Annotated in this window: 22 protein-coding genes; 16 read left to right on the plus strand and 6 right to left on the minus strand. The window is 73.5% G+C overall.

Features of this window, described 5'->3' with window-relative positions; genetic code table 11:
* The 5 genes from ONA70_RS20130 to ONA70_RS20150 all read left to right on the plus strand — a co-directional run.
* Positions 1-1,131 (plus strand): HSP90 family protein (locus tag ONA70_RS20130; protein ID WP_265008009.1); only part of this gene is annotated, 1,131 nt, incomplete at its 5' end.
* A gap of 4 nt (positions 1,132-1,135) precedes the next feature.
* Entirely contained in the window at positions 1,136-3,988 is a 2,853-nt protein-coding gene (locus ONA70_RS20135; RefSeq protein ID WP_265008010.1) for a hypothetical protein, read from the plus strand.
* Positions 3,989-4,158: 170 nt separating this feature from the next.
* Positions 4,159-4,785, plus strand: a complete 627-nt coding sequence (locus ONA70_RS20140) for a TetR/AcrR family transcriptional regulator (RefSeq protein WP_265008011.1) — start codon at positions 4,159-4,161, stop codon at positions 4,783-4,785.
* 97 nt (positions 4,786-4,882) lie between these two features.
* Positions 4,883-6,220: an acetyl-CoA carboxylase biotin carboxylase subunit gene (locus tag ONA70_RS20145; RefSeq protein ID WP_265008012.1), complete on the plus strand. Its 1,338-nt coding sequence runs from the start codon at positions 4,883-4,885 to the stop codon at positions 6,218-6,220.
* Between the two features lie 90 nt (positions 6,221-6,310).
* Complete coding sequence (locus tag ONA70_RS20150; RefSeq protein ID WP_265008013.1) at positions 6,311-7,225, plus strand: hydroxymethylglutaryl-CoA lyase; 915 nt, start codon at positions 6,311-6,313, stop codon at positions 7,223-7,225.
* A gap of 104 nt (positions 7,226-7,329) precedes the next feature.
* On the opposite strand, the gene ONA70_RS20155 is transcribed toward ONA70_RS20150, so the two are convergent.
* Positions 7,330-7,494, minus strand: coding sequence for a rhodanese-like domain-containing protein (locus ONA70_RS20155; RefSeq protein WP_265008014.1), 165 nt, complete (start codon positions 7,492-7,494; stop codon positions 7,330-7,332).
* 384 nt (positions 7,495-7,878) lie between these two features.
* On the opposite strand from ONA70_RS20155, the gene ONA70_RS20160 reads away from it, so the two are divergent.
* The 3 genes from ONA70_RS20160 to ONA70_RS20170 all read left to right on the plus strand — a co-directional run bounded on the left by ONA70_RS20160 (position 7,879) and on the right by ONA70_RS20170 (position 13,306).
* The gene (locus ONA70_RS20160) at positions 7,879-9,411 is read left to right on the plus strand and encodes an acyl-CoA carboxylase subunit beta (RefSeq protein WP_265008015.1); all 1,533 of its coding nucleotides are present in this window, start codon (positions 7,879-7,881) and stop codon (positions 9,409-9,411) included.
* An 82-nt stretch (positions 9,412-9,493) separates the two neighbouring features.
* The gene (locus ONA70_RS20165) at positions 9,494-10,648 is read left to right on the plus strand and encodes an acyl-CoA dehydrogenase family protein (protein ID WP_265008016.1); all 1,155 of its coding nucleotides are present in this window, start codon (positions 9,494-9,496) and stop codon (positions 10,646-10,648) included.
* Positions 10,649-10,774: 126 nt separating this feature from the next.
* Positions 10,775-13,306, plus strand: a complete 2,532-nt coding sequence (locus tag ONA70_RS20170) for an ATP-binding protein (RefSeq protein ID WP_265008017.1) — start codon at positions 10,775-10,777, stop codon at positions 13,304-13,306.
* Positions 13,307-13,540: 234 nt separating this feature from the next.
* On the opposite strand, the gene ONA70_RS20175 is transcribed toward ONA70_RS20170, so the two are convergent.
* Positions 13,541-14,050 carry a MarR family winged helix-turn-helix transcriptional regulator gene (locus ONA70_RS20175; protein WP_265008018.1) on the minus strand — a complete coding sequence of 170 codons (510 nt, stop codon included), beginning with the start codon at positions 14,048-14,050 and terminating at the stop codon, positions 13,541-13,543.
* A gap of 101 nt (positions 14,051-14,151) precedes the next feature.
* Between ONA70_RS20175 and ONA70_RS20180 the strand changes: the two genes are divergently transcribed.
* Both ONA70_RS20180 and ONA70_RS20185 read left to right on the plus strand, forming a co-directional pair.
* Complete coding sequence (locus ONA70_RS20180; RefSeq protein ID WP_265008019.1) at positions 14,152-14,733, plus strand: YceI family protein; 582 nt, start codon at positions 14,152-14,154, stop codon at positions 14,731-14,733.
* Between the two features lie 248 nt (positions 14,734-14,981).
* A complete protein-coding gene (locus ONA70_RS20185) occupies positions 14,982-16,460 on the plus strand; it encodes a glutamate--cysteine ligase family protein (protein WP_265008020.1) in 1,479 nt (492 codons plus the stop codon).
* A 52-nt stretch (positions 16,461-16,512) separates the two neighbouring features.
* Here the strand turns inward: ONA70_RS20185 and ONA70_RS20190 are convergent, their stop codons facing one another.
* Positions 16,513-17,754 carry a hypothetical protein gene (locus ONA70_RS20190; protein ID WP_265008021.1) on the minus strand — a complete coding sequence of 414 codons (1,242 nt, stop codon included), beginning with the start codon at positions 17,752-17,754 and terminating at the stop codon, positions 16,513-16,515.
* Between the two features lie 115 nt (positions 17,755-17,869).
* On the opposite strand from ONA70_RS20190, the gene ONA70_RS20195 reads away from it, so the two are divergent.
* On the plus strand, positions 17,870-18,550 hold the full coding sequence (locus ONA70_RS20195) for a PASTA domain-containing protein (protein WP_265008022.1): 681 nt from the start codon (positions 17,870-17,872) through the stop codon (positions 18,548-18,550).
* Between the two features lie 101 nt (positions 18,551-18,651).
* The gene (locus ONA70_RS20200; RefSeq protein ID WP_265008023.1) at positions 18,652-19,431 is read left to right on the plus strand and encodes a PASTA domain-containing protein; all 780 of its coding nucleotides are present in this window, start codon (positions 18,652-18,654) and stop codon (positions 19,429-19,431) included.
* A gap of 3 nt (positions 19,432-19,434) precedes the next feature.
* Here the strand turns inward: ONA70_RS20200 and ONA70_RS20205 are convergent, their stop codons facing one another.
* Together ONA70_RS20205 and ONA70_RS20210 are read right to left on the minus strand one after the other, a co-directional pair.
* A complete protein-coding gene (locus tag ONA70_RS20205; RefSeq protein WP_265008024.1) occupies positions 19,435-19,869 on the minus strand; it encodes a hypothetical protein in 435 nt (144 codons plus the stop codon).
* Between the two features lie 100 nt (positions 19,870-19,969).
* Complete coding sequence (locus ONA70_RS20210; RefSeq protein WP_265008025.1) at positions 19,970-20,257, minus strand: hypothetical protein; 288 nt, start codon at positions 20,255-20,257, stop codon at positions 19,970-19,972.
* A 658-nt stretch (positions 20,258-20,915) separates the two neighbouring features.
* Here ONA70_RS20210 and ONA70_RS20215 point away from each other — a divergent pair.
* The 3 genes from ONA70_RS20215 (at position 20,916) to ONA70_RS20225 (ending at position 22,551) form a co-directional block, all read left to right on the plus strand.
* Positions 20,916-21,797, plus strand: a complete 882-nt coding sequence (locus ONA70_RS20215) for a helix-turn-helix domain-containing protein (protein ID WP_265008030.1) — start codon at positions 20,916-20,918, stop codon at positions 21,795-21,797.
* Positions 21,767-21,988: a DUF397 domain-containing protein gene (locus ONA70_RS20220; RefSeq protein ID WP_265008026.1), complete on the plus strand. Its 222-nt coding sequence runs from the start codon at positions 21,767-21,769 to the stop codon at positions 21,986-21,988. Before ONA70_RS20215 ends, ONA70_RS20220 begins: the two co-directional genes overlap by 31 nt.
* 161 nt (positions 21,989-22,149) lie before the next feature.
* Positions 22,150-22,551 carry a hypothetical protein gene (locus ONA70_RS20225; protein ID WP_265008027.1) on the plus strand — a complete coding sequence of 134 codons (402 nt, stop codon included), beginning with the start codon at positions 22,150-22,152 and terminating at the stop codon, positions 22,549-22,551.
* On the opposite strand, the gene ONA70_RS20230 is transcribed toward ONA70_RS20225, so the two are convergent.
* Positions 22,519-23,142: a hypothetical protein gene (locus ONA70_RS20230; protein ID WP_265008028.1), complete on the minus strand. Its 624-nt coding sequence runs from the start codon at positions 23,140-23,142 to the stop codon at positions 22,519-22,521. The two genes, ONA70_RS20225 and ONA70_RS20230, sit on opposite strands and share 33 nt — an antisense overlap.
* A gap of 184 nt (positions 23,143-23,326) precedes the next feature.
* Between ONA70_RS20230 and ONA70_RS20235 the strand changes: the two genes are divergently transcribed.
* Positions 23,327-24,087 (plus strand): S8 family serine peptidase (locus ONA70_RS20235; RefSeq protein WP_265008029.1); only part of this gene is annotated, 761 nt, incomplete at its 3' end.

Consider the following 24,087-nt stretch of genomic DNA (forward strand, 5'->3'; position numbering starts at 1 on the left):
CTCCAGCGGTACGCCCAGGACGTGCTCGGCTTCGTACCGTTCGACGTGGTGCCGCTGGCGGTGCCCGAGGCCGGCCTCACCGGCGTGGCCTTCATCCTGCCCACCCCGGTGAACCCGGCCGCCCGGGCCGGGCACCGGGTCTACCTCAAGCGGATGCTGCTCACCGAGCACGCCGACGGGCTGCTGCCCGACTGGGCGTTCTTCGCCCACTGCGTGGTCGACGCCAGCGAGCTGCGCCCCACCGCGAGCCGCGAGGCGCTCTACGAGGACGCCCTGCTCACCGCCACCCGGGAGGCCCTCGGCGACCAGGTCCGGGGCTGGCTGGTCCGGCTGGCCAAGCACGACCCGCGCCGGCTCGCCGAGTTCCTCCAGGTGCACCACCTGGGGGTCAAGGCGCTCGCCCTGCACGACGACGAGATGCTCCGCCTGGTGGACCAGTGGTGGCCGATGGACACCAACGTCGGCACGCTCACCCTCGCCGAGTTCCGCCAGCGGCACGGCGTGCTCCGGTACGCCGCCAGCCTCGACGAGTTCCGCCAGCTCGCCGCGGTCGCGGCGGCACAGGACCTGGCCGTGGTCAACGGCGGCTACACGTACGACACCGAGCTGATCGAGCGGCTGCCCACAGTGGACCGGTCGGTGCTCATCGAGCGGCTGGAGCCGAGCGACCTCACCACCCGCTTCGACATCCTCGACCCGCAGACCGAGCTGGCCCTGCGGCCGTTCCTCGCCGGGGCGCAGCGAGCCCTGGAGCGGCTCGGCTGCGAGGTGGTGATCCGCGCGTACGACCCGGTCTCGCTGCCCGCGCTCTACCTGGTCTCCCGCTCGGCCGCGTTCCACGACCAGCTCGCCGCGAGCCGGGACAAGGCTGACGAGCTGTGGGGCGGGGTGCTCGACGCGCTGGCCGCCTCCGCCCCGCCGGACCGGCCGCAACTGGTGCTCAACCACCGCAACCCGCTGGTCCGCCGGGTCACCACGCTGACCGACCCGGAGCTGGTCGGGCTGGCCGTCGAGGCGCTCTACGGGCAGTCCCTGCTGCTCGGGCACCATCCGATCCGGGCGGCGGACGCCGCCCTGTTGAACAGTTCCTTCCTCGGCCTGCTCGGCCGGGCCGTACCGGGACGGGAGTGAGGCCATGAGCGACGACGACCTCTGGCGGATGCTCTACGAGATCGACAACATGCCGTACGGGCCGGGGCAGATCGCCGCGCTGGAGCAGTTGCTGCGGCGGGCCGACGTGAGCGACGACCGGCACCTCGCCTTCGCCGCCCGGATCACCGGCACCACCGCCTACGTCTACGGCGGCGAGCCGGCGAAGTCCTTCGTCACCTTCTCCTGGTGCCTCGCCGAGTACGACCGCGACCCGCAGCCCTACCACCAGCGCTACACCCACCAGCTGCTCTGGTTCTTCAAGTACATGATCACCGCGATGCTGAAGTTCCCCGAGCTGCCGCTCGACCGGACGTACGCGGTGCTCGACGACATGGAGCGGCGCTACCGCGAGTCCGGGCACACCCTGCAGGCCGTCCACAAGCACCGCTACCTGGTCGCCGCGCACCTGGGCGCCGAGGAGGAGGCGGCGGAGTGGTACCGCCGCTGGATGACCACGCCCCGGGACGCGCTCTCCGACTGCGCGGGCTGCGACCCGACCACCCAGGTCGAGCACCTGGCCCGTACCGGTCGGCACGACGAGGCCGTGGCGTTGGCCGAGCCGGTGCTCGCCGGCCGGCTGAGCTGCACCGAGCAGCCGCAGGCGATCCTCACCGCGCTGCTCACGCCCTATCGGGAGACCGGCCGGGCGGACGCCGCGCGGAACGCGCACCGCGAGGCGTACCGGCGCCTGCGCGGGCGCCTCGCCGACCTGTGGGAGATCTCCGACCACATCGAGTTCTGCACCGTGACGGGCAACGAGGCGCGCGCCCTGGAGTTGGTCGAGCGGCACCTCGACTGGCTCGACCGGGCACCCACCCCGGCCGCCGCCATGCACTTCGCGGCCGCCGCGTCGGCGGCGTTGCGTCAGATGCCGGCCGAGCTGACCGTGCACCGGCGGGCGTCCGGTGACCGGCCGGCCGCCGACGTGCCGGTGAGCACGCTGGCCGAGGAGCTGGCCGGCACGGCCACCGCGCTGGCCGAGCGGTTCGACGTGCGCAACGGCACCACCCACCAGTCCGGGTTGATCGCCCGGCGGCTCGCGGCCGGGCCGGTCGGTGAGCACCTGCCGCTCTCCGCCAGCCTGCGCCGCCGGCCGGTGCCCGCGCAGCGGACCGGTGAGCCGGCCCAGGCCGCGCCCGCCCCGATGCCGGTCACCGTGCCGGACCGGGCCGGGCCGGACGAGCTGCTCGCCCTGGCCGACGAGTGCTGGCGTACCCACCGGCGGGACGACCTGGTCGCCGTGCTGCGCGCGTACGACGAGCGGTACGGCGACGCCGAGCTGCCGCCGGCGACCCGGGCCTGGCGGCTGGAGCTGCGCGTCGGCGAGCTGTCCGAACGGGACGGCGACGCGGCGGGAACGGCGATCGAGGCGAACCGCGCCGCGCTGGCCGCCTGGCGGGCGGTCCCGGACCCGCTCCGGGCGCAGGTGGTGGCCGGCCGGCTGGGCGTCCTGCTCTGCACCACCGAGGAGGGCGCGGCGGAGGGGCTTGCCCTGGCCAGGGAGTCGGCCGAGCACCTCGCCGCGCACGGCGACCAGCGCGAGCGGGCCGCCGCCTGGGACCGGCTGGCCCTGGCCCACGTGCACCAGGAGCGGTGGGCGGACGCGCTGGACGCGCTCGACCGGGCCACCGCCGACGTCGACGTCGACCCGTGGCTGGCCGGCCGGGTGGCGCTGCACCGCACGCACGTGCTGGAGCAGCTGGAACGGGCCGAGGAGTTCCGGGAGTCGGCGGCACACGCCCGTCGGCTCGCTGGCGGGCTGGGCGACGGCGAGCTGTTGACCGCCGCCTGCCTGGCGTACGCCCGCTCGGTGGACGACCCGGCGGAGGCCGTCGTCGCCTGCGACGAGGCGCTGGCGTCCGCCCCGGCCGACGCCCGGCTGCCGGTACGCGTCACCCGGGGGCGGGCGCTGCTCGCCGCCGAGCGGGCCGAGGAGGCGGTGGAGGATCTCGCCGAGGCGGTCACCCTCTGCGTCGAGCAGGGGCTGCCGGGGGACGCGCTGCTCCGCTGGGAGCTGGCGAACGCCTACCGGGTGGCCGGCCGGCTCGGTGAGGCCGCCGAGGTGGCCGAGGAGGCGGTGCTCGGGCTGGACCGGGCCGGCGCGCAGGCCGAGGCCGACCGGTGCCGGCATCTGCTGGCCGGTGTCTACCAGGGGCTCGGCGAGATCGACGCGGCGCTCGCGCTGCTCGACCAGCTCGCGGAGAACCTGGACGGGCCGGACAATCTCCCGAACCGGGCACAGGTGCTGGAGGAGGCCGGCGGCATCCTTTACGACGCCGACCGGGACGCCGTGGCCGCGCAGAAGTTCGCCGCGGCGGCCACCGCGTACCGGCTGGCCGGGCACCCGGTGGACGAGCTGCGTGCCCGGCGGCGGGAGCTGCTCGCCCTGCACTGGTCGGGTGACCTGCCGGCCGCGGTGGCCGCGATCGAGCGGGTCGACGAGGCCGCCGGGGCGCTCGCCGGCCTACCCGACGAGCCGCCCGTGCTGACGTACGAGCGGGCGATGGCCGCCGACGCGGTGGCCCGGGTGCTGACCGCCGAGGACCGGTTGACCGCCGCGCTGGACCGGGTGACCGGTGTACCCGAGCGGCTCCGCTCGATCGAGGCGTTCGGCGAGGCGGCGCAGGTGGAGGTCTTTACCGGGGAGTTGCTGCTGCGGGACGGCCGGCCCGAGGAGGCCGAGCGCCTGCTGCGCCCGGTGCTCGGCGGGCTGCCCACCGGCTCCCGTCCGGCCGCCCAGGCCGCCTGGCTGCTGGCCCGTGCCCTGGACGATCTCGGTCGCTCGGCCGAGGCCGCGAAGATCCGCGCCGAGCACGGCATCGAGGAGGAGGACTGAGGGGCCGGCTCCGGACAAGGGCGCCTCGGTATGGCGCAAACCGGGGTATCCGGCGATCCGGATACCCCGGCCTGCCCCGCAGACGGAGTCGATCAACCGGCAGCCGGTGTGAGGCGACTGACGGGTAACCATGTCTCCACCGTGTCGCGGGCGAGGTCTAGGCTGGCCCGGTGGCGGTGGAACAGCAGGCGCGGGGCGCGGCACACGGCGCGACGGGTGTGGGCCGACGCCGGTCCCGGAAAGACGAGATCCTGGAGATCGCGGTCGGACTCTTCGCCGCCCGCGGCTACCACGGTGTGTCGATGGACGACATCGGCGCGGCCGCGGGCGTCACCGGCCCGGCGCTCTACCACCACTTCGCCGGCAAGGAGGCGATGCTGGTCGCCGCGCTGATCCCGGTCAGCGAGGGGCTTCTCGCGGGAGGCCGGGAGCGGTCCGCCAACCACCCGGACGACCCGCGCGGCACACTGGAATCACTGATCGACTTCCACGTCGACTTCGCGCTGGCCAACCCGGCGGTGATCGCCCTGCACCTGCACGAGCTGGACCGTCTCCCCGACGAGCCGCGCCGCCGGATCCGCCGGCTCCAGCGGCTGTACGTCGAGGAGTGGGTGACCGTGCTGACCGCGCTGCATCTGGGCCTGCCGGACGGCGAGGCGCGGGTGCTCGCCCACGCGGCCTTCGGCCTGATGAACTCCACCCCGTTCCTCGGCGGCGAGGTGGACCGCCGGCGCCGGGCCGAGCTGCTGCGCGGCGCGACGCTCGCCGCCCTGCTGGCCCCCACCGACCCCGCCTGACCTCGGCCGCCTTCTCCGTAGTCGGGGCGACTCGTGGGTAACCGGCGGCCCATGGTTACCTGACAGCCGTCCCCACCAACGGACGCTGGAGGAGAACATGATCGAGTCGCTGCTGATCGCCAACCGGGGCGAGATCGCGCGCCGGATCATCCGTACCGCGAGGAGGCTCGGGATCCGGGCGATCGCGGTGCACTCGGAGGCCGACGCCGGCCTGCCGTTCGTGACCGAGGCCGACGAGGCGGTCTGCGTCGGCCCGGCCAACCCGGCGCAGAGCTACCGGAACGTGGCGGCCATCCTCGCCGCCGCCAAGAGCACCGGCGCCCAGGCGATCCACCCCGGCTACGGCTTCCTGTCGGAGAACGCCGACTTCGCCCGTACCGTCGAGGCCAGCGGCCTGATCTGGGTCGGGCCCGGTGCGGACGCGATCACCGCGATGGGCGACAAGATCAACGCCCGGAACCTGATGGCGGCGGCCGGCGTGCCGGTCGCGCCCGGCACCACCGAACCGGCGGCCGACCTGGACGCGGCGCTCACCGCCGCCGGCGAGATCGGCTACCCGGTGATGGTCAAGGCCGCGGCCGGTGGCGGCGGCATGGGCATGGGCGTGGCGAACGACGAGGCCGCGCTGCGCACCGAGTACGACAAGGTCCGCTCGTTCGCGGAGCGGATGTTCGGCGACGGCTCCGTGCTGATCGAGCGTTACTTCCCCCGGGTACGCCACGTCGAGGTGCAGATCCTCGGCCTCGCCGACGGCCGGGTGGTGGCCCTCGGCGAGCGCGAGTGCTCGGTGCAGCGGCGCAACCAGAAGCTGGTCGAGGAGTCCCCGTCCCCGGCGGTCTCCCCGGCGCTGCGGGAGCGGTTCCTGGCCGCCGCCGTGCGAGCCGGCGAGGCGGTCAACTACCGCAACGCGGGCACGGTGGAGTGCCTGCTCGACCCCACCACCGGGGAGTTCTTCTTTCTGGAGATGAACACCCGGCTCCAGGTCGAGCACCCGGTCACCGAGTACGTCTACGGCATCGACCTGGTCGAGGAGCAGCTGCGGGTGGCGGCCGGCCTGGCCCCGACCTTCGACCCGGACGCGCTCGCCCCGCACGGGCACGCGATCGAGCTACGGATCAACGCCGAGGACCCGAAGCGCTTCCTGCCCGGCCCGGGTGCGATCGCCACCTGGAACGAGCCCGCCGGCGAGGGCGTCCGGGTCGACTCCGGCTACGTCGCCGGCAACACGGTCACCCCGTTCTACGACAGCCTGATGGCCAAGCTGATCGTCAGCGGGGTCACCCGCGAGGAGGCCGTCGAGCGGGCGAAGGCCGCGGTCGCGCAGTTCGAGATCGCCGGCCCGAAGAACAACCTCCCGTTCTTCGCCGAGCTGCTGGAGAACGCCGAGTTCCTCTCCGGCGACTACGACACCGGGATCGTCTCCCGGATGCGCTGACCCGTCCCGGGAGGTGTGCGACCGCCGCGCACACCTCCCGGGTGACATGCTGGAGGGCACCCATCCACCGTCACAGTGAGGTGACCCCTTATGGCGGAACTGCCGGACTTCGTCTCGATCCGGGAGGTCGGGCCGCGGGACGGGCTCCAGAACGAGGATCCGATCCCCACCGAGGCCAAGGTGCGGCTGCTCGACGCGCTGTCGCGTACCGGCGTCCAGCGGATCGAGGCCGTCTCCTTCGTACATCCGAAGGCCATCCCGCAGATGGCGGACGCCGACGAGGTGTGGCAGCGGGCCGCGAAGGTGGACGGAGTGCGGTACTCGGCCCTGGTGCCGAACACCCGTGGCGCGCAGCGGGCCCTGGCCGCCGGCTTCACCGAGATCGAGGTGGTGGTCTCGGCCAGCGACACGCACAACCGGCGCAACGTCAACCGGTCGACCGACGAGTCGCTGGACGACATCGCCGAGCTGATCGACCTGCTGCACGGCGCCGGTGCCCGGGCCGAGGTGATCGTGGCGACCAGCTTCGGCTGCCCGTACGAGGGGGACGTCGATCCGCGGCGGGTGGCGGGCATCGTCGACCGGGTGGTCCGGGACGGCGCCGACCGGGTCGCCTTCGGCGACACCACCGGCATGGGTACGCCCCGGCGGGTCCGCGAGCTGGTCACCGCGGTGCGGGACCGGAACGCCCACATCCCGGTGCTGCTGCACTTCCACAACACCCGGGGTACCGCCCTGGCCAACCTGCTGACCGCCATGGAGCTGGGCGTCACCGAGTTCGACGCCAGCGTCGGCGGCCTCGGCGGCTGCCCGTACGCCCCGGGGGCCAGCGGCAACCTGGCCACCGAGGAGGCGGTGCACATGCTGCACGACATGGGCATCGACACCGGCATCGACCTGGACGCCCTGATCGAGGCGGCCGAGCTGGCCGAGGACCTGGTCGGCAAGAAGCTCCCGAGCGGCGTCCTCCGCGCCGGCCCCCGTACCCGCCTCACCCCCCACTGACCCCGGGTGATCAAGGGGTTTGCGTCTGGATCCGTGGCCGAACAGACGCAAACCCCTTGATCAACAACGTGGGAGCGGGTGCGTGGAGCTGGCGGGGACGCGGGTCAGCGGGTGCGGGTGCCGGACTCGGTGGGCAGGCCGGCGGCGACCCAGTCCTCGATGCCCGCGGCGTACTTGCGTACGTGGGTGTAGCCGAGGGCGGTGAGCCGGTCGGCGACCCGCCCGCTACCGGATCGGCGCCTACCGGTTCTGGCACCGGCACGTCGCACTGCTGCTGGCCGGGCGCGCGGACCCGGCCGCCGACGCGCACACCCTGCTCGCCCCCTTCGCCGCCGAGCACGTGCGCGGGGTGCGCGAGGAACTGGGCGACGAGCGGGTGCGGGCCGCCGCGCTGGCGCTCGCCGACGCCTTCACCGGCTGACCCCGCCCCGCCGTCGATGCGGCTCGCCGGCATCCCGCCCGTGTCCATCGAAGCGGCCCGACGGCCGAATCCGCCCTGTCGTCGCCACCTCGCCGGCCGGCTCGCAACCGGGCCGCCGGCATCGCCTCGGCCGGCGGCCGGTGGGGTCGCCGGAGGTGGCCGGGATGCGCTAGCCTAACGATCGTTCAGGTCGGTCGGCGCGCTCACGGGCGCGGGTGGCGAGGGAGTCGGCGTGACGCTCGACGGTGAGGCACTGGAGCAGCTGCGCAAGCGCGCCAAGGCCGGCGGTGCGGACAAGTACCATGCGGCGAACGCCGCCAAGGGCAAGCTGTTCGCCCGCGAGCGGGTCGCGCTCCTGGTCGACGAGGGTTCCTTCGTCGAGGACGGCCTCTACGCCAACGCGCTGGCCGAGGGGCTGCCGGCCGACGGCGTGGTCACCGGCACCGCCACCATCGACGGCCGCCAGGTCTGCCTGATGGCGAACGACTCCACGGTCAAGGCCGGCAGTTGGGGCGCGCGGACCGTCGAGAAGATCATCCGGATCATCGAGCGGGCGTACGCGACCGGCGTGCCGATGGTCTACCTGGTCGACTCGGCCGGGGCCCGGATCACCGACCAGGTCGAGCTCTTTCCCGGCCGGCGCGGCGCCGGCAAGATCTTCTGGAACCAGGTACGCGCCTCCGGCTCGATCCCGCAGGTCTGCGCGCTGTTCGGGCCGAGCGCGGCGGGCGGGGCGTACATCCCGGCGTTCTGTGACGTGGTCGCCATGGTGGACGGCAACGCCAGCATGTACCTCGGCTCCGACCGGATGGTCGAGATGGTCACCGGCGAGAAGACCACGCTGGAGGCGATGGGCGGGGCCAAGGTGCACTGCGCCGAGTCCGGCGTGGGGCACTTCCTCTGCAAGACCGAGGCCGAGGCGCTCGACGTGGTCCGGCGCTACCTGTCCTACCTGCCGGCCAACTGGACCCAGCAGCCGCCCGCGGCCGAGGCCGTGGCGGCGCCGGAGAAGGCCGACCTGGCCGCGCTGGTCCCGGCCAGCGAGCGGCAGGCCTTCGACATGCGCCGGTACGTCAAGGGCCTGCTCGACGAGGGCAGCTTCTTCGAGATCCAGGCGCTCTGGGCCAAGGAGCTGACCATCGGCTTCGGCCGGCTGAACGGCGAGGTCGTCGGCGTGGTCGGCAACAACTCGATGTTCAAGGGCGGCGTGCTCTTCGTCGACTCGGCCGACAAGGCGACCCGCTTCGTGCAGCTCTGCGACGCGTTCAACGTGCCGCTGCTGTTCCTCAGCGACGTGCCGGGGTTCATGGTCGGCAGCGCGGTGGAGAAGCAGGGCATCATCCGGCACGGCGCCAAGATGATCACCGCGATCTCCGAGGCGACCGTACCCAAGATCTGCGTGGTGGTCCGCAAGGCGTACGGCGCCGGTCTCTACGCGATGGCCGGCCCCGGCTTCGAGCCGGACGCGACGATCGCCCTCCCCACGGCCAAGATCGCGGTGATGGGCGCGGAGGCCGCGGTCAACGCCGTCTACGCCAACAAGATCGCCGCGATCGAGGACGAGGCCGACCGGGCCGCCTTCGTCGCCGCCAAGCGCGAGGAGTACGAGCGGGACATCGACATCGTCCGGCTCGCCAGTGAGCTGGTGGTCGACGCGATCGTCGAGCCGCACGAACTCCGCGCCGAGCTGGTCCGCCGGTTCGCCGCCGCTCGGGGCAAGGAGCGGCACTTCTCGAAGCGCCGGCACGGCGTCACCCCGGTCTGAGCATCCCCGCAGCACAACCCCGTCCCGGCGGCACGAGCGCCCGGCGGCCGATCCACCTAACCGGCTCTGACAGGAGGAGCAGATGGACTTCCGGCTCAGCGAGGAACAAGAGGCGCTGCGGGAGAGCGTGCGGGAGTTCGCCCGCGAGGTGGTTGCCCCGGCCATCGCCGAGCACTACGAGCAGCACACCTTCCCGTACGAGATCATCCGGCAGATGGGGAAGATGGGCCTGTTCGGCCTGCCCTTCCCCGAGGAGCACGGCGGCATGGGCGGCGACTACTTCGCGCTCTGCCTGGCGCTGGAGGAGCTGGCCCGGGTCGACTCCAGCGTGGCGATCACCCTGGAGGCGGCGGTCTCCCTGGGTGCGATGCCGATCTACCGGTTCGGCACGGACGAACAGCAGGCGCAGTGGCTGCCGAAGCTGCTCAGCGGCGAGGCGCTGGCCGGCTTCGGGCTGACCGAGCCGGGCTTCGGCTCGGACGCGGGCGGCACCCAGACCCGGGCGGTGCTGGACGAGAAGACGAACGAATGGGTGATCAACGGCTCGAAGGCGTTCATCACCAACTCGGGCACCGACATCACCGCGCTGGTCACCGTCACCGCCGTCACCGGGACCAAGTCGGACGGCTCGAAGGAACTCTCCACCATCATCGTCCCGTCCGGCACGCCCGGCTTCAGCGTCGCGCCCGGCTACTCCAAGGTCGGCTGGACCGCCTCGGACACCCACGAGCTGATCTTCGACGACTGCCGGGTGCCGGCGGAGAACCTGCTCGGCCAGCGCGGCCGGGGCTTCGCCCAGTTCCTGCGCATCCTCGACGAGGGGCGGATCGCGATCGCCGCGCTCGCCGTCGGCCTCGCCCAGGGCTGCGTCGACGAGTCGATCAAGTACGCCAAGGAGCGCCAGGCCTTCGGCCAGCCGATCGGCAACTACCAGGCGATCCAGTTCAAGATCGCGGACATGGAGCTGAAGGCGCACACCGCCCGGCTGGCGTACTACGACGCCGCCGCCCGGATGCTGGCCGGCGAGCCGTTCAAGCGGCAGGCCGCGATCGCCAAGCTGCACGCCAGCACCATCGCGGTGGACAACGCCCGGGAGGCCACCCAGATCCACGGCGGCTACGGCTTCATGAACGAGTACCCGGTGGCCCGCTTCTGGCGGGACGCCAAGATCCTGGAGATCGGCGAGGGCACCAGCGAGGTGCAGCGGATGGTCATCGCCCGCGACCTGGGCATGTGAGGCGTCACCCGCCCGGGCCGGTCCGGGCCTGGGCGGGTCGTCCGTCTGTCGGATACCCGCGCCGGACGGTCGGCTCCCCGACGATGGACTGTGGCGCGTCGGACCCGCTCCGTACGCTTCGTGCCCATGACTCCGGATCATGATCGTTCGCGGAGCCCCGGCGGTCGTACCCCGCTGCCCGATCTGCTGCGCGGGCACCGGCTCGGCGCCGGCCTGACCCAGGCCGAGCTGGCGGCCCGGGCCGGCGTCGGCGTGCGGACCGTCCGTGATCTGGAGCGGGGCCGGTCGGCCCGACCCCAGCGCACCACCGTCGACCTGCTCGCCGACGCCCTCGGCCTGGCCGGTGCCGACCGGCAGGCGTTCCTCGCCGCGGCCCGGCCGGCCGGCGCGCCGCAGCTTCCGGGCACCGGCTCCGTCGCCTCATCCGGTACGCCGATCGCGCTGCCCCAGCCGGTCCCACTGGTCGGCCGGGACCAGGACGTCACCGAGGTGGCCGCCCTGCTGGGCACCGAACACCCGGTGGTCAGCCTGGTCGGGCTGGCCGGGGTCGGCAAGACCGCGCTCGCCCTCACCGTCGCGTACGCGGTGGCCGCCGACCACCCGGCCGGCGTCGCCGGGGTGCTGGTCGGCGAGGGATCCGACGCCACCGACGTGCTCGCCGCCTCGGTCGCGGTCCTCGGCGTGAACCGGCTGGCCGATCTCGCCGGCCACCTCGACGACCGGCCGGCCCTGCTGCTGGTGGACGCGGTGGAACGGGCGCCCGAGCCGGTGGCGGAGGCGGTTGCCGCGCTGGTCGCCACCGCGCCGACGCTGCGCGTGCTGGTCACCGGCCGCCGTCCGGTCGGCCTGCCCGGCGAGCTGGTCCGCCCGGTCGCGCCGCTCGACGTACCGCCGGTCGGGGTGACCCCGGCGGAGCCGGCGGAACTGGCCCGGTGGCCGGCCACCGCGCTCTTCGCCGCGAGGCTCGCCCAGGTGCGGCCCGAGCCGCCCACCCCGGCCGAGCTGCCGGCGCTCGCCGACCTGGTCCGCCGGCTCGGCGGGCTGCCGCTGGCCATCGAGCTGATGGCGGCCCGCGGCCGGATCCTCGACGTCACCGAGCTGCTCGACCGGTACGGCGACCGCGTCCTCGACCTCGCCACCGGTGGCCGTTCCGGCTGGCGACCGGCCGACCGGCCAGCGGCATCGGTGACCCTGCGGGAGGCGGTGGCGACCAGCTACCGGTTGCTCGCGCGGGAGGAACGAGCGGCGCTGCGCGGGCTCTCCGCGTTCCGCAACCGGTGGTCGGTGGAACTGGCCGAGGAACTGCTCGCCGACGGCGGCGACCGGCAGGACGTTGTTCCGCTGCTCGACCGGCTACGCGAACTCGGCCTGCTCAACGTGCGGGGTACCGGCCCGTTCCGGTTCCGCCTCCTCGACGCGGTCCGCGACTTCGCCGCCGAGCAGGCCGCCGGCGAGGGCGACCTGGCCCGGATCAGGCACCGGCACGCCCTGGTCGTCGCCGGGTTGGTGCGCCGGACCGCCCCGAACCTGGTCGGCGCGGACGTGCCGGCCGCCGTACGGGTGCTGGACGAGACGACCAGTGACATCATCGCCGCGCTCGGGTACGCCGCCGAGCACGACCCGACGACCGCCCTGCGCCTGGCGGCGGGGCTGCCCCGCTGGTGGCGGCTGCGCGGACGGGACGTCTCCGGCCGGCGGTGGCTGCACCGGCTGCTGGCCGACCCGCGTACCGCCGACGCCGATCCGGTGCTGCGGGCCTGGGCGATGCTCGGGGTGGCCCGGCTGGCCGCCGAGCACGGCGCGGGCCCGGAGGAGCTGTCGGGGGCGCGGGCCGCGCTGGATGCCTTCCACCGGGCCGGCGAGGTGACCGGCGAGCTGTCGGCCCGTTCGGTGCTCTGCGCGCTGCTGCCCGCCGCCGGTGCGCACGACGAGGCCCGGGAGCAGGCGCAGGCGCTGCTGGAGGTGGCCACTCGGCACGGCCGGGTACGCGAGACGGCGGTCGCCCAGACGCATCTGACCTGGCACGACGTACGGGTGGGCGACCTGGCCGGGGCGCGCCGGCGACTGGCCACGGTGGACCGGCTGGCCGCTGAGTGCGGGGACCAGCGGCTCCGGTTGCAGGCCCGGGCCAACCTGGCCGAGCTCACCCGTCTTGAGGGCCGGCACGTCGACGCGGTCGAGCAGGGCCGGCGGGTGGCGGCGGCCCTGGCCGAGCTGGGCGATCCGGGGCAGCGCCGCCGGGTGCTCGGCACGGTCGGGCTGGCCCTGGCCGAGGAGGGGCGGGCGGCGGAGGCGTTGGCGGTGGTGGCCGAGCTGCGGCCCGCCCTGTCCGTGCCGGGGCAGTGGTTGCCGGCCGGGATGGGCTCCGCCGAGGGGGCCCGGGCCCGCCGGCCGGAGGACACGGTCTGTGCGCTGATCGAGGGGCAGGTCGCGCTGCGCCGGAACGACCGGGAGCTGGCGGCCGAGTGGTTCGAGGCGGCCGCCGCCACGGCGGTCGACGGCCGGGACCTGATCGAGGCGCTGGTGGGGCTCGCGGCGAGCACGGCCGACGTGGCCGTGCTCGGCCGGTTGGACCGGGCGCGTCGCTCGAGCGGTATCAGCCTGCTGCCCCGCGAGGAGGAGTTGCTCTACGCGCTGGTGGCCGGGCGCAAGCGCTGATCGGTCGCGGCGCGCCGGGGCGAGGGGAGCGGGGGTGGCGCGAGCGAAGAAGCCCCCTGGTGTTGCCCCTCGCTCATCGCTCGCGCCGGCACCCCCCGGTGCGCCCCCGCTCGTGGGAAGCCTATCCAGGGCGCCGAGGCGGCTTGGGGGATTCCGTAGGGTTATGTCCGGGTTCTTAGCGGGTTCTGCCGGTCTTTCTGCCGGTGACCCGATGGTGTTCCCGGAACCGCCGACTCAGCAGCCTGCGGCGGTCGGCACCTCGGTCGGGGCAGGGTCGGTGCTCCCGGCGGTCGCGCCCGGGTGGACCGCGTCCCGGACCCGGCGCAGGCCGTCGAGAAGGGCGTCCAGCGCGGCGGGCTCGAGCTGGCCGGTGAACCACTGCTCGATGATCTGCACGTGCCCAGGCAGGGTCTCGTCCAGCCGGGCCAGGCCGGCGGCGGTGACCACCGCGTACGAACTGCGCCGGTCGGAGGGACAGGCCTTGCGGCGGAGCAGGCCGTCGCGTTCCATCCGGTCGACCACCCGGGTCACCCCGCTGGTGGAGAGGGAGGTCTGCGCCGCGAGGTCGGTCATCCGCAGCTGGTGACCCGGTGAGCGGGTGAGCCGCATCAGCACCTCGAACTCGACCGGGGAGAGGCCGTGCTCCTCGAACTGGGCGGCGAACCGGGCCGACAGCCCGGCGCTCGCCTCGAAGAGCAGGCCGATGGCGGTGATCCGCGGGTCGTCGAACACGTTCTTGTCCACGGGTTCATCCTAGCAGTCCTTGACACACGGAATATTGCTGTGCCTATAGTTGCTCAGTCAGTCGTTGGGCTACTAAACAATCTCCCCTGGAGGACAGCACCATGACCAGCAGCACCGAAGCGGTTACCCGCGACTGGGACGGCCTCACCATCCCGGCCGCCGGCACCTACCTGCTGGACGCCGCTCACAAGCGCGTCGGGTTCGTCGCCCGGCACATGATGGTCAGCAAGGTACGCGGTGAGTTCGGCGAGGCGGCCGCCACCATCACCGTCGCGGAGGACCCGATGCAGTCCTCGGTCACCGCCACCATTCAGGCCGCCAGCATCGACACCACCCAGGCCGACCGGGACGCCCACCTGCGCAGCGGCGACTTCCTCGATGTCGAGAAGTTCCCGACCCTGGAGTTCCGCAGCACCGGCGTGAAGTCGCGGAACGGCAACGAGTTCGTCCTCTCCGGCGAACTGACGATCAAGGATGTCACCCGCCCGGTGGACCTGGAGGTCGAGTTCGAGGGCGTCGGCCGCAGCCCGTTCGGCCAGGACATCTTCGGCTTCTCCGCGAGCACCGAGATCGACCGCGAGGAGTTCGGCCTCACCTGGAACGTCGCCCTGGAGACCGGCGGCGTCCTGGTCGGCAAGAAGATCAAGATCGAGATCGAGGGCGAGGCCATCCGCCAGGCCTGACCCTTGACGTACGCCTCCGGGCCCGTGGCCGTCACCCGACGGTACGGGCCCGTTCGGCTTGTTCGCCCGGTGTGATTTGTCACGGCTTGTTCGCAGGTTACCTGTGGTGCGACGGGTCCCGGCTGGGTAGGAGTCCACACCTGTGCCCGGCACCTCTGGTTCCGGTGGGTCGGTCGCACTTAACGTGAATGGTTCACAACGCGTTCCGGAGCGGTACGGTTCCGTTGCGCTTCGCGCCGGGAGGGCAGATGGGTAGAGACGTCGAGCAGGGCGCCTTCTCCCGGGAGGACCGGGTCCGCTACCGGCAGAAGGTCCGGCGGTGCCTGGACGTCTTCGCGCTGATGCTGGACGACTTCGGCTTCGACGCCGACCGCCCGATGACCGGGCTGGAGATCGAGTTGAACCTGGTCGACTCCGCGGCCGAGCCGGCCATGCGCAACGACCAGATCCTCGCCGACATCGCCGACCCGCTCTTCCAGACCGAGCTGGGGCAGTTCAACCTGGAGCTGAACGCCTCGCCCCGGCTCATCGAGGGCACCGGCTTCGCCGACTACGAGCAGGGCCTGCGCGGCAGCCTGGCCCGGGCCGACGAACGGGCCGCCAAGTCCGGCGTCAAGATCGTGATGGTCGGCATCCTGCCCACGCTGACCGAGCGCCACCTGGTCGCGGACAATCTCTCCACCGACGAGCGATACCGTGCGCTCAACGACCAGATCGTCGGCGCCCGGGGCGAGGCCTTCGAGTTGGACATCCGCGGCGTCGAGCGGCTCCGTACGGCCACCGACTCGATCGCCCCGGAGGCCGCCTGCACCAGCCTCCAGTTCCATCTCCAGGTCGCGCCGGACAGCTTCGCCGACTACTGGAACGCGTCCCAGGCGATCGCCGGCGTGCAGGTGGCCGTCGGGGCCAACTCGCCGTTCCTCTACGGGCGTCAGCTCTGGGCGGAGACCCGGATCGCGCTGTTCGAGCAGGCCACCGACACCCGGCCGGACGAGCTGAAGGCCCAGGGCGTACGCCCCCGGGTGTGGTTCGGGGAGCGCTGGATCACCTCGATCTTCGACCTCTTCGAGGAGAACGTCCGCTACTTCCCGCCGCTGCTCCCGATCGTCGAGGACGAGGACCCGGTCGCCGTGCTGCACGCCGGCGGGGTGCCCCAGCTGGCCGAGCTACGGCTGCACAACGGCACCGTCTACCGGTGGAACCGGCCGGTCTACGACATCATGAACGGCCGCCCCCACCTGCGGGTGGAGAACCGGGTGCTGCCGGCCGGCCCGACCGTGGTGGACATGCTCGCCAACGCGGCCTTCTACTTCGGACTCGCCCGCGGGCTCGCCGAGGCGGACCGGCCCATCTGGAGCCAGCTCACCTTCAGCTCCGCCGAGGAGAACTTCCACGCCGCCGCCCGGCGAGGCATCGACGCCGTGCTGCACTGGCCGCGGCTCGGCGAGGTGCCGGTGACCAAGCTCGTGCTCGACGTCCTGCTCCCGAAGGCCGCGCAGGGCCTCGACCGGTTCGGCGTCGCCCCCGCCGAGCGGGACCGCCTCCTCGGCGTCATCGAGCAGCGCTGCCGTACCGGCCGCAACGGGGCGGTCTGGCAGACCGAAACGGTCTGGGCGGCCGAGCGGCACCGGGGCATGGACCGGGAGGCGGCGCTGCACCACATGGTCCAGCGGTACGCCGAACTCCAGCGCGGCAACGAGCCCGTGCACACCTGGCCGGTGGACTGACGCCGCCTCGCGGTCGCGCCGCAGCGGCGGTACGATCCGTCGCCGCCGGCGGTCAGCGGCCGCGGCGGCGCGGCTTCGGCCCGGTGGTCGGCGCGGTCGTTTCGGCGTTCGACGCACGCACCTCCTCGGTCGGCGCGACGTCGGAGGCGTCCTGGCTGCCGGATTCGAGGGCGGGCTGGTCGGACGGCTTCCGCTGGGACGGGACGGCGCGACCCCGACCGCCGGTGGCCCGGGCCGACCTGGCGCGGTCGGTGCTCGTGGCCGCCTCCGGGTCCGGCCCGGCCGGCGCAACGCCGGGGGAGGTCGCCTCCGTACCCTCGGCGGCCGACCCCGCGCTGGGCGGATCAGGCTCCGGCCCGGGCAGGCCGGCCGGCTCGTCGGTGCGCTGCCGGGGCAGTGCCACGGCGGCCCGCGCGGCCCGGAGTTCGGCCCGCTGGGCCAGCACGGCCGCCAACACCGAGCCACCGAACCCGGCGATCACCGCGTACGGGGCGATCAGGTGGGCGGACAGCTGCTCGGGGGCGATCGCCGCGAGCCTCGGTACGGCCAGCAGGTAGGCCAGCGCGACGAGGATCGGACCGGCCGCCCCGGAGGCCGCCGCCCCGAGACGCCGCTCCGGCAGCCGGGCGGTACGCCGGGCGGCCAGCACGCCGATCAGCAGGGCGGAGCCCAGCGCGAGCAGGGCACCGGGCCAGTAGAAGTAGTCACGGATCCAGAGCCGCTCGCTGTCCGCGCTGATCTGCCAGATGCCGAGCTGGGCGGTGGTCAGCCCCCGGCCGGCGAGCACCCCGTCGACCACGGACACCACGGCGAGCAGCCAGAGCCAGCCGGTGGTGGCGACGAGATTGCCGGCGGCCGCCCGCGAGTGCAGCGCCCAGACCGCCAGCAGCAGGCCGGCGAGCAGCCCGACGGCGGCGTACCCGGCGGCGACCGCCTGCGGGGAGAGGGTTTCCGGCACCCGGGCGCCTCTCGCCGGTACGGCGACCAGCAGCACGGTGATCAGCGCGCCGACCCCGGCGGCGACGGCCAGGGTGAGGTTCCGCAGGGTACGGCCGGGTTCCTCGTCCGCACCGCGCAGCCGGTGGGCGCAGACCGCGCCGGCGACCACCGAGGTGGCGGAGATCCAGGTGGCCCAGGCGAGGCTCGCCACCCAGGCCGCCTCGACCCGCGTGCCGCCCGCCGACGACCAGTTGATGATGCCCAGGCCGTAGCCGAAACCCAACTGTGCCGCCCCCGTGCCGGCGGCGACGCCGAGCGCGGTGGCGACTGATCCTCCCCAGCCCCGTCTGGCCATGCCGGGCAGCGTAGCGTCCGATGGTCGGCGCGGCGAGTCGTGACGGGACGTCTCCTTGGCGCCGACGGGTTGGTGGCGGCCGATACGGTCGCCGGTGACTGAGGCGGTGGATCGAGTGACGGACGACGGGCACCCCGACCGGCAGGCCGGGGTACGCGACGATCAGAGGCTGGACCGGACCAGGCTGCTCCTCGGCGGTGGCCTGGCGATGGTCCTGCTCGCGGTGATCGGGGCGAGCGGCGGCTGGGTGCTCGCCGGTGAACCGGATCGTCCGGTGTCGAACGCCAGCACGCCGCCGGCGCCGAGCGGGGAGGCCTCGACCGCCGCCCCGCCCAGCACGCCCGCGCAGCGCCCCACCGGTACGCGCACCACCACCGCGGCGGGCCTGACCGTCCCCGAGCTGGTGGGCACCGATTTCGAGGCGGCCCGCGGGCAGCTGCGCGACCGGAAGCTCGGCTGGCGGCTGATCTTTGGCACCGGCTCCGACCGGTCCGTCCTGCGCACCTCCCCCGCGCCCGGTACGCCGGTGCGGCGCGGCGTGACCGTCACCCTCTGGATCGCCGGGTCCGCGCCGGCCGTCTCGGTACCTGATCTGACCGAACTGGACTGCGGCGACGCGGCGGACGATCTCGTCGACGCGGGCCTGTACCCGGGCTACCGCACCGGTCGACGGGGTGCGGTGACCAGCCAGGACCCGGCCGCCGGCGCACCGGCCCACTGGAACGACCGGGTCGTCCTCACCTGCGGCGACGCGCCGTCGGCGGCGCCGGTGGACAACCCGTCGCCGACCCCGTGACGCCCGGCTCGCCGCGCTGATCCGCGCCGGCGGTTGCCCGGGCCGATACCGTGGACGACCGAGGGCCAGGGTGCCCGACCCCGGTGGGGAGAGGACGTGCGATGAGCGACGACCGCCAGGAGCCACCCGCCGGGGACGCCGACACGACGCGGGCGATGCCCAGCAGCGGAAACTCGGACGCCGACGCCACGCGGCCGATGCCGGCTGCCGGCGATGCGGCCGGGCGGGAACCGCAGGACGCGACCCGTCCGATGCCACGGGCCGGTGGCGGGGCGAACGCCCACCGGGAACCGGTCGACGCGACCGCGCCCCTGCCGCCCACCCCGCCGGCCTGGTCGGGTCGGGCCGGGGTGCCGACGCGGCTGGCCGCCTACCAGGAGCCCGGTGCCGAGTGGTACGCCGAGGAGCAGGCGGCTCGGCGTTGGTGGATGCCGATCCTGCTGGGGATCCTCGCCCTGCTGCTGATCGCCCTGATCGGCGTGGGAGTCTGGCTGGCGCTCCGCGCGGCCGAACGGAACCCGGGACCCGCTCCGTTGCCCACGCCGGTGCCGACCACCGCCTCGGCTACCAGCGCCGCGCCGAGCAGCTCGCCACCGACCACCTCGGCCAGCCCGACGAGCGCCGAGGTGCCGATGCCGCCCCTGGTGGGGCTGCCGGAGTCCGCGGCCCGCGTGATCCTTGACCGGCTCGGCGTGGACTACCGGGTCCGGACCCGGGCGTCCGATCGCCCGGCCGGCACGGTGATCGAGACCGACCCGGCGGCCGGCGAGCTGATCGCGGACGGGCAGCGGGTCACCCTCGTGGTGGCCCAACGTACGGCACCGACCACGGGCGCCGGCACACCGCCGCCGACCGCACCGACGGCAACCCCTACTCCCTGACCGTCACCACTGCCGGCGTCTCGTACCGACCAGGCCCAGCCCGGCCAGTGAGATGGCGAGGCCGAGCAGCCCGGAGTAGAACAGCGACCGGGCGACGTCTGTGTCCCGTACGCCCTGCGGGTCGGCCAGTGCGCCCTGCCCGGCGCCGGCGCCCGCCGGGTCCTGGCTCGGTGGCCGGCCGGCACCGTGCGGGTCGGCCTCCGGCGCCCCAGCCCAGCCCGGCTCGTCCTCCGTGCCGGCGGGTGGCACGGTGCCCTCGACCACGGTGATCTCCGGAGCGGGTACGGGTTCGCCCAGCTGCTCGGTGGAGGAGAAGGCGGGGTGGCGGACCGCGAGCGCGAGTGCGGTCGCGGTGCCGAGAAGCGCCAGGAGCCCGAGGGCGTAGGTGATACGGGACCGGTGGTGCCGCCGTGCTGCGGGCAGATTGACCATGACCATCCCAGGTTCAGGGTCAGGGACGCACGGGGTGGAGACTTCGCCGGGGTGGGCGTACCGATTCTATGGCGGCGGCACGCCCCCGGCCTGGGTATTCGTCGGGTCAGCCCACCCGGACCGGGGTCCGGACGACCGGACGCCGGTTGGTCCGGACGGTGTGCTGGCGCGGTGCCGGCGCGACCTGGTGCTGCCGCAGCCCGTCCTGCTGTACGAAGATCGACCGCCGGTTGACCGCGTCCCCCGCCGTGTTCAACTCGTAGCCGTCGAGCCAGAGCCAGCCGTCGTAGGTCGGCCAGTCGAGCACCCGGATCACCCGGAACATGATCGGTCGGAGGAACTGGACACTCGCCGCGCGAGTCACGTGCAGTACGTCACCGGAGCGGGGAAGCACATGGGCTCCTGGGAAGGTTCGGCCGGCTGGCGAGCCGGCGGAAGACTGATCGGGGGACTAGTCGGCCGGGGTCGTGCCCTGGACCGGCCGATCAGGTGTGTCGGTGTTGGTCGAGTGGTCCTCGCGGTGGCGGGGGCCACCCGACCATCACCCGGCTGCTCCCGGTTACCGCTCCCGCCGCCGCAGCCAAACTGGCGTACAGCGGCGGGGTCTTCACCCCGGGGCAGGTCGCACGGCGCGGGACGGCTCCCCTCCTGCCGTCCCACGACCCGTGGGATCACCACGCCCGGAGATCATGCGGAGACGGTGAGTAACCCGTGCCATATCGACAGACTGCACCAGTGGCGTGCTTCATGCAAGTTGCAGGTCGCGTTTTGCTGATACGCGAGCAGGACACGCGAACGGGACGCTTGAAGCCTCAGGTCTCGGGGCGGCACACTGGACGCCGGTCTCGCCCGACGCGGCCGGTCGACGACCGGCACCATCCCCTGCCGCGAACGATGGCCCGCCGTACGACGGTCGCGCTCCCCGGCCGGGTGTCGAACCGGGCGCGAGCGACCGGAGGTAGCCGGGTGAGCGAGCAGAGCGAGCGAACCGCCAGGCTCGGTAGCGCGAGGAGTCGGCGTTGCCACCCAGCGACCCGCGGAGCGGCGTCATGGTGAGCGAACGACGCAGCCCGACCATCCGGCGCCGACGCCTGGGGGCGGAGCTCCGCCGCCAGCGGGAGGCCGCCGGGATCACCATCGAGGTGGTCGCCGAGCAGCTGGAGTGCTCGGCCTCCAAGATCTCCCGCATCGAGACCGGCCACACCACCGCCACGCCCCGCGACGTGCGGGACATGCTCCGCATCTACGGGGTGGTCGGCGCGGAGAGCGACGAACTGGTGCAGATCGCCCGCGAGGCCCGGCAGAAGGGCTGGTGGCATCCGTACAGCACGGTGCTGGTCGGGGCGTACGTGGGGCTGGAGGCGGCGGCCAGCTCGATCCGGGCGTACGAGCAGCAGGTGGTGCCGGGCCTGCTGGAGACCGAGGAGTACGCGGGGGCAATGATCCGCGCCGCTCGGCCGGACTTCAGCGCCGATCAGGTGGAACAGCGGGTGCGTGTCCGTCTGGGCCGTCAGTCGTTGTTGACCCAGGATGATCCGGTCGATCTGTGGGTGGTGCTCGACGAGGCGGTGCTGAGCCGGCCGGTCGGCGGCGACGCGGTGATGCGTGGCCAGCTCGAACGGCTGGTGGAGGTGGCTCGACTGCCGAACGTGACGTTGCAGGTCCTGCCCTTCGAGGTGGGAGCGCACGCCGGCATGGACGGCACCTTCACCATTCTCAGCTTCCCCGAACCGAGTGATCCCGATGTCGTGTACGCGGAGAACGCCACGGGTGGGCTCTTCCTCGAGAAGAGCGACGAACTACAGAAGTACAGCTTCATCTTCGATCACATTCGAGCAGCGGCCATACGCCCGGAGGAGTCCATCGCACACATCGCAAAACTGGCAGAGGAGCCGCTGTGGAAATGGCGACCAAGGAGTTCCCCGTGGACCTGACACAGGCGACGTGGTTCAAGAGCTCGAAGAGCGGGCCGAACTGTGACAACTGCGTGGAGGTCGCGTATGTGACCGGGGCGGTCGGGGTTCGGGATTCGAAGGACAAGACGGGCCCTGCCCTGGTCTTCGCCCCGATGGACTGGCGCGCCTTCGTCGCCGGCGCCAGACACGGCGTCTTCGCCCGGGACTGATCCGGCACTCCCCCCGCACCGACAGTGTGGTCCCGCCCGGCAGAGTGGCCGGGCGGGACCATTTCGTCTTCCGTGATCAGCCGTTCCGGTCACCCGTCGCCAGTTCCGCCCCGCCTCGTTGAACCGCACAGATCGGCAACCGAACGAGGCAGGCGAGACGGATGACGACGATCGGTTCAGAGAATCTCACCAACGGCCCGGGCAAGCCGGAGCGGTTCGGCGGCAAGTACCGCGGGGCGCGCCGGGACAGCGTTCTGACCGAGGTGGTCTCCGCCGACACCGAGATCGGTGGCCGGGACTCGGCCGCCTCGGAGCAGGCGTCCCCGCCGCTCTCCCTGCCCTCGCTGGACCCGAACCCGCTCACCGAACCGTCGTTCCCGCCGAGTGGCTGGCCGACCGAGCAGTCCGAGTCCCTGGTGGACCACCCGTTGCTGCGCGGCCTGCTGATGGAGCTGCCGCCCAAGGGCAGCGTCCCGCCGCCCGGTTGGCTGGACCGCTGGTTCGAGGCGACCCGGGCGATCCTCGAACTGCTATACGTGCAGGGGACCGGCCGGTCGCGGTGACACCGTCGGCATGGCCCGCTCGGCGAGCCGGTTGTGCCGCAGCGCGTGGCGTACCCCGATCACGGCCGCACCGAGCGCGGCGACGGTGATGGTCGGGCCGGCCACGGCCGGCGCGGCGAGCAGGTCGACGCCCGCCGCCGAGACCACGGCCGGGAGCACCGCGAGCGCGGTCAGCTGGAGCGGCAGCCCGACCAGCGGGTGGGCCGCCGCGGCGCGCAGCCCGTGCGGGGCCGGCGTGTCCGGGGCCGCGGCGAAGGCACCGGCGCCGGCGCGTAGGTGCCGGATCCGCCGGACCGAGCAGGCCGCGACGACCAGCGCGGGGGCCGCCGCGAGGCGGAGGCCGGAGGCCGCCCGGTCGATCGGCGTCGTCCCGGCGCTCAGCAGGCCCGCGACCAGCACCGCCGCGGTCAGCGCCAGGCCGGTGAGGGTCAGGCCGGACAACCATCCGGTACGCCGGCGCAGGGCGCGGGCCCGGTCCAGCCGGGGCAGACCGTCCGCCACCACGCCGGCGGCTGTCCAGGCCACGGCGACGGGGAGCAGAACGATGAGATGGCTGTCCATGCCCTCAGCCTTGCCCAGTTCGACGTCCACGGAATCCGGGACGTGACCCCGGTTCGTCCCGTACGCCCTCCCGTAGGGGTCATCCCATCGGCGTTATGGCACATCCGGAATGTTCACAGTCCGCATACCGTGGACCTAGCCTCTTGTTGATCGGTCAGCGTCGATTCGCCTCCTCCGGCGGACGGACCCGGGCCGGTCGGGAGGAGGTAGGGAGATGGGTCTCCCACACAGGTCCGTACTCGTCGGCGTGGCCGCCCTGACCATGCTCGCGGCCGCGTCACCCGCGTCGGCCGCGGAACCCACCGGCGTGATCCGCAGTGCCGGAGGCGCCACCGCGGTGGCCGACAGCTACCTCGTCGTGCTGAAGGACGCCACGGTCGCCCCCACCCAGGTCGCCGACACCGCCCAGCGGCTCACCGGCCGGCACGGCGGCACGGTGGCGCGTACCTGGCGTGCCGCGCTGCGCGGCTTCGAGGTCCGGGTGGACGCCCGGGCCGCCGCGCGGATGGCCGCCGACCCCGCCGTGGCCTACGTGGCACAGAACCACACCATCACGATCGCCGGCACCCAGACGAACCCGCCGTCCTGGGGCCTGGACCGGGTCGACCAGCGGAACCTGCCGCTGGACAACTCGTACACGTACCCGAGCACGGCGAGCAACGTGCACGCGTACATCATCGACACCGGCATCCGGACCACGCACAGCGACTTCGGTGGCCGGGCCACCTGGGGCACCAACACGGCCGACACCAACAACACCGACTGCAACGGCCACGGCACCCACGTCGCCGGGACCGTCGGCGGCTCCTCGTACGGCCTGGCCAAGGGCGTGCAACTGGTCGCCGTCAAGGTGCTCAACTGCCAGGGCAGCGGCACCACCGCCGGGGTGGTCTCGGGCGTCGACTGGGTGACCCAGAACGCGATCAAGCCGGCGGTGGCCAACATGAGCCTCGGCGGCGGCGCGGACACCACCCT

The organism is Micromonospora yasonensis (assembly GCF_026013475.1).
GTDB classification, from domain to species: domain Bacteria; phylum Actinomycetota; class Actinomycetes; order Mycobacteriales; family Micromonosporaceae; genus Micromonospora; species Micromonospora yasonensis.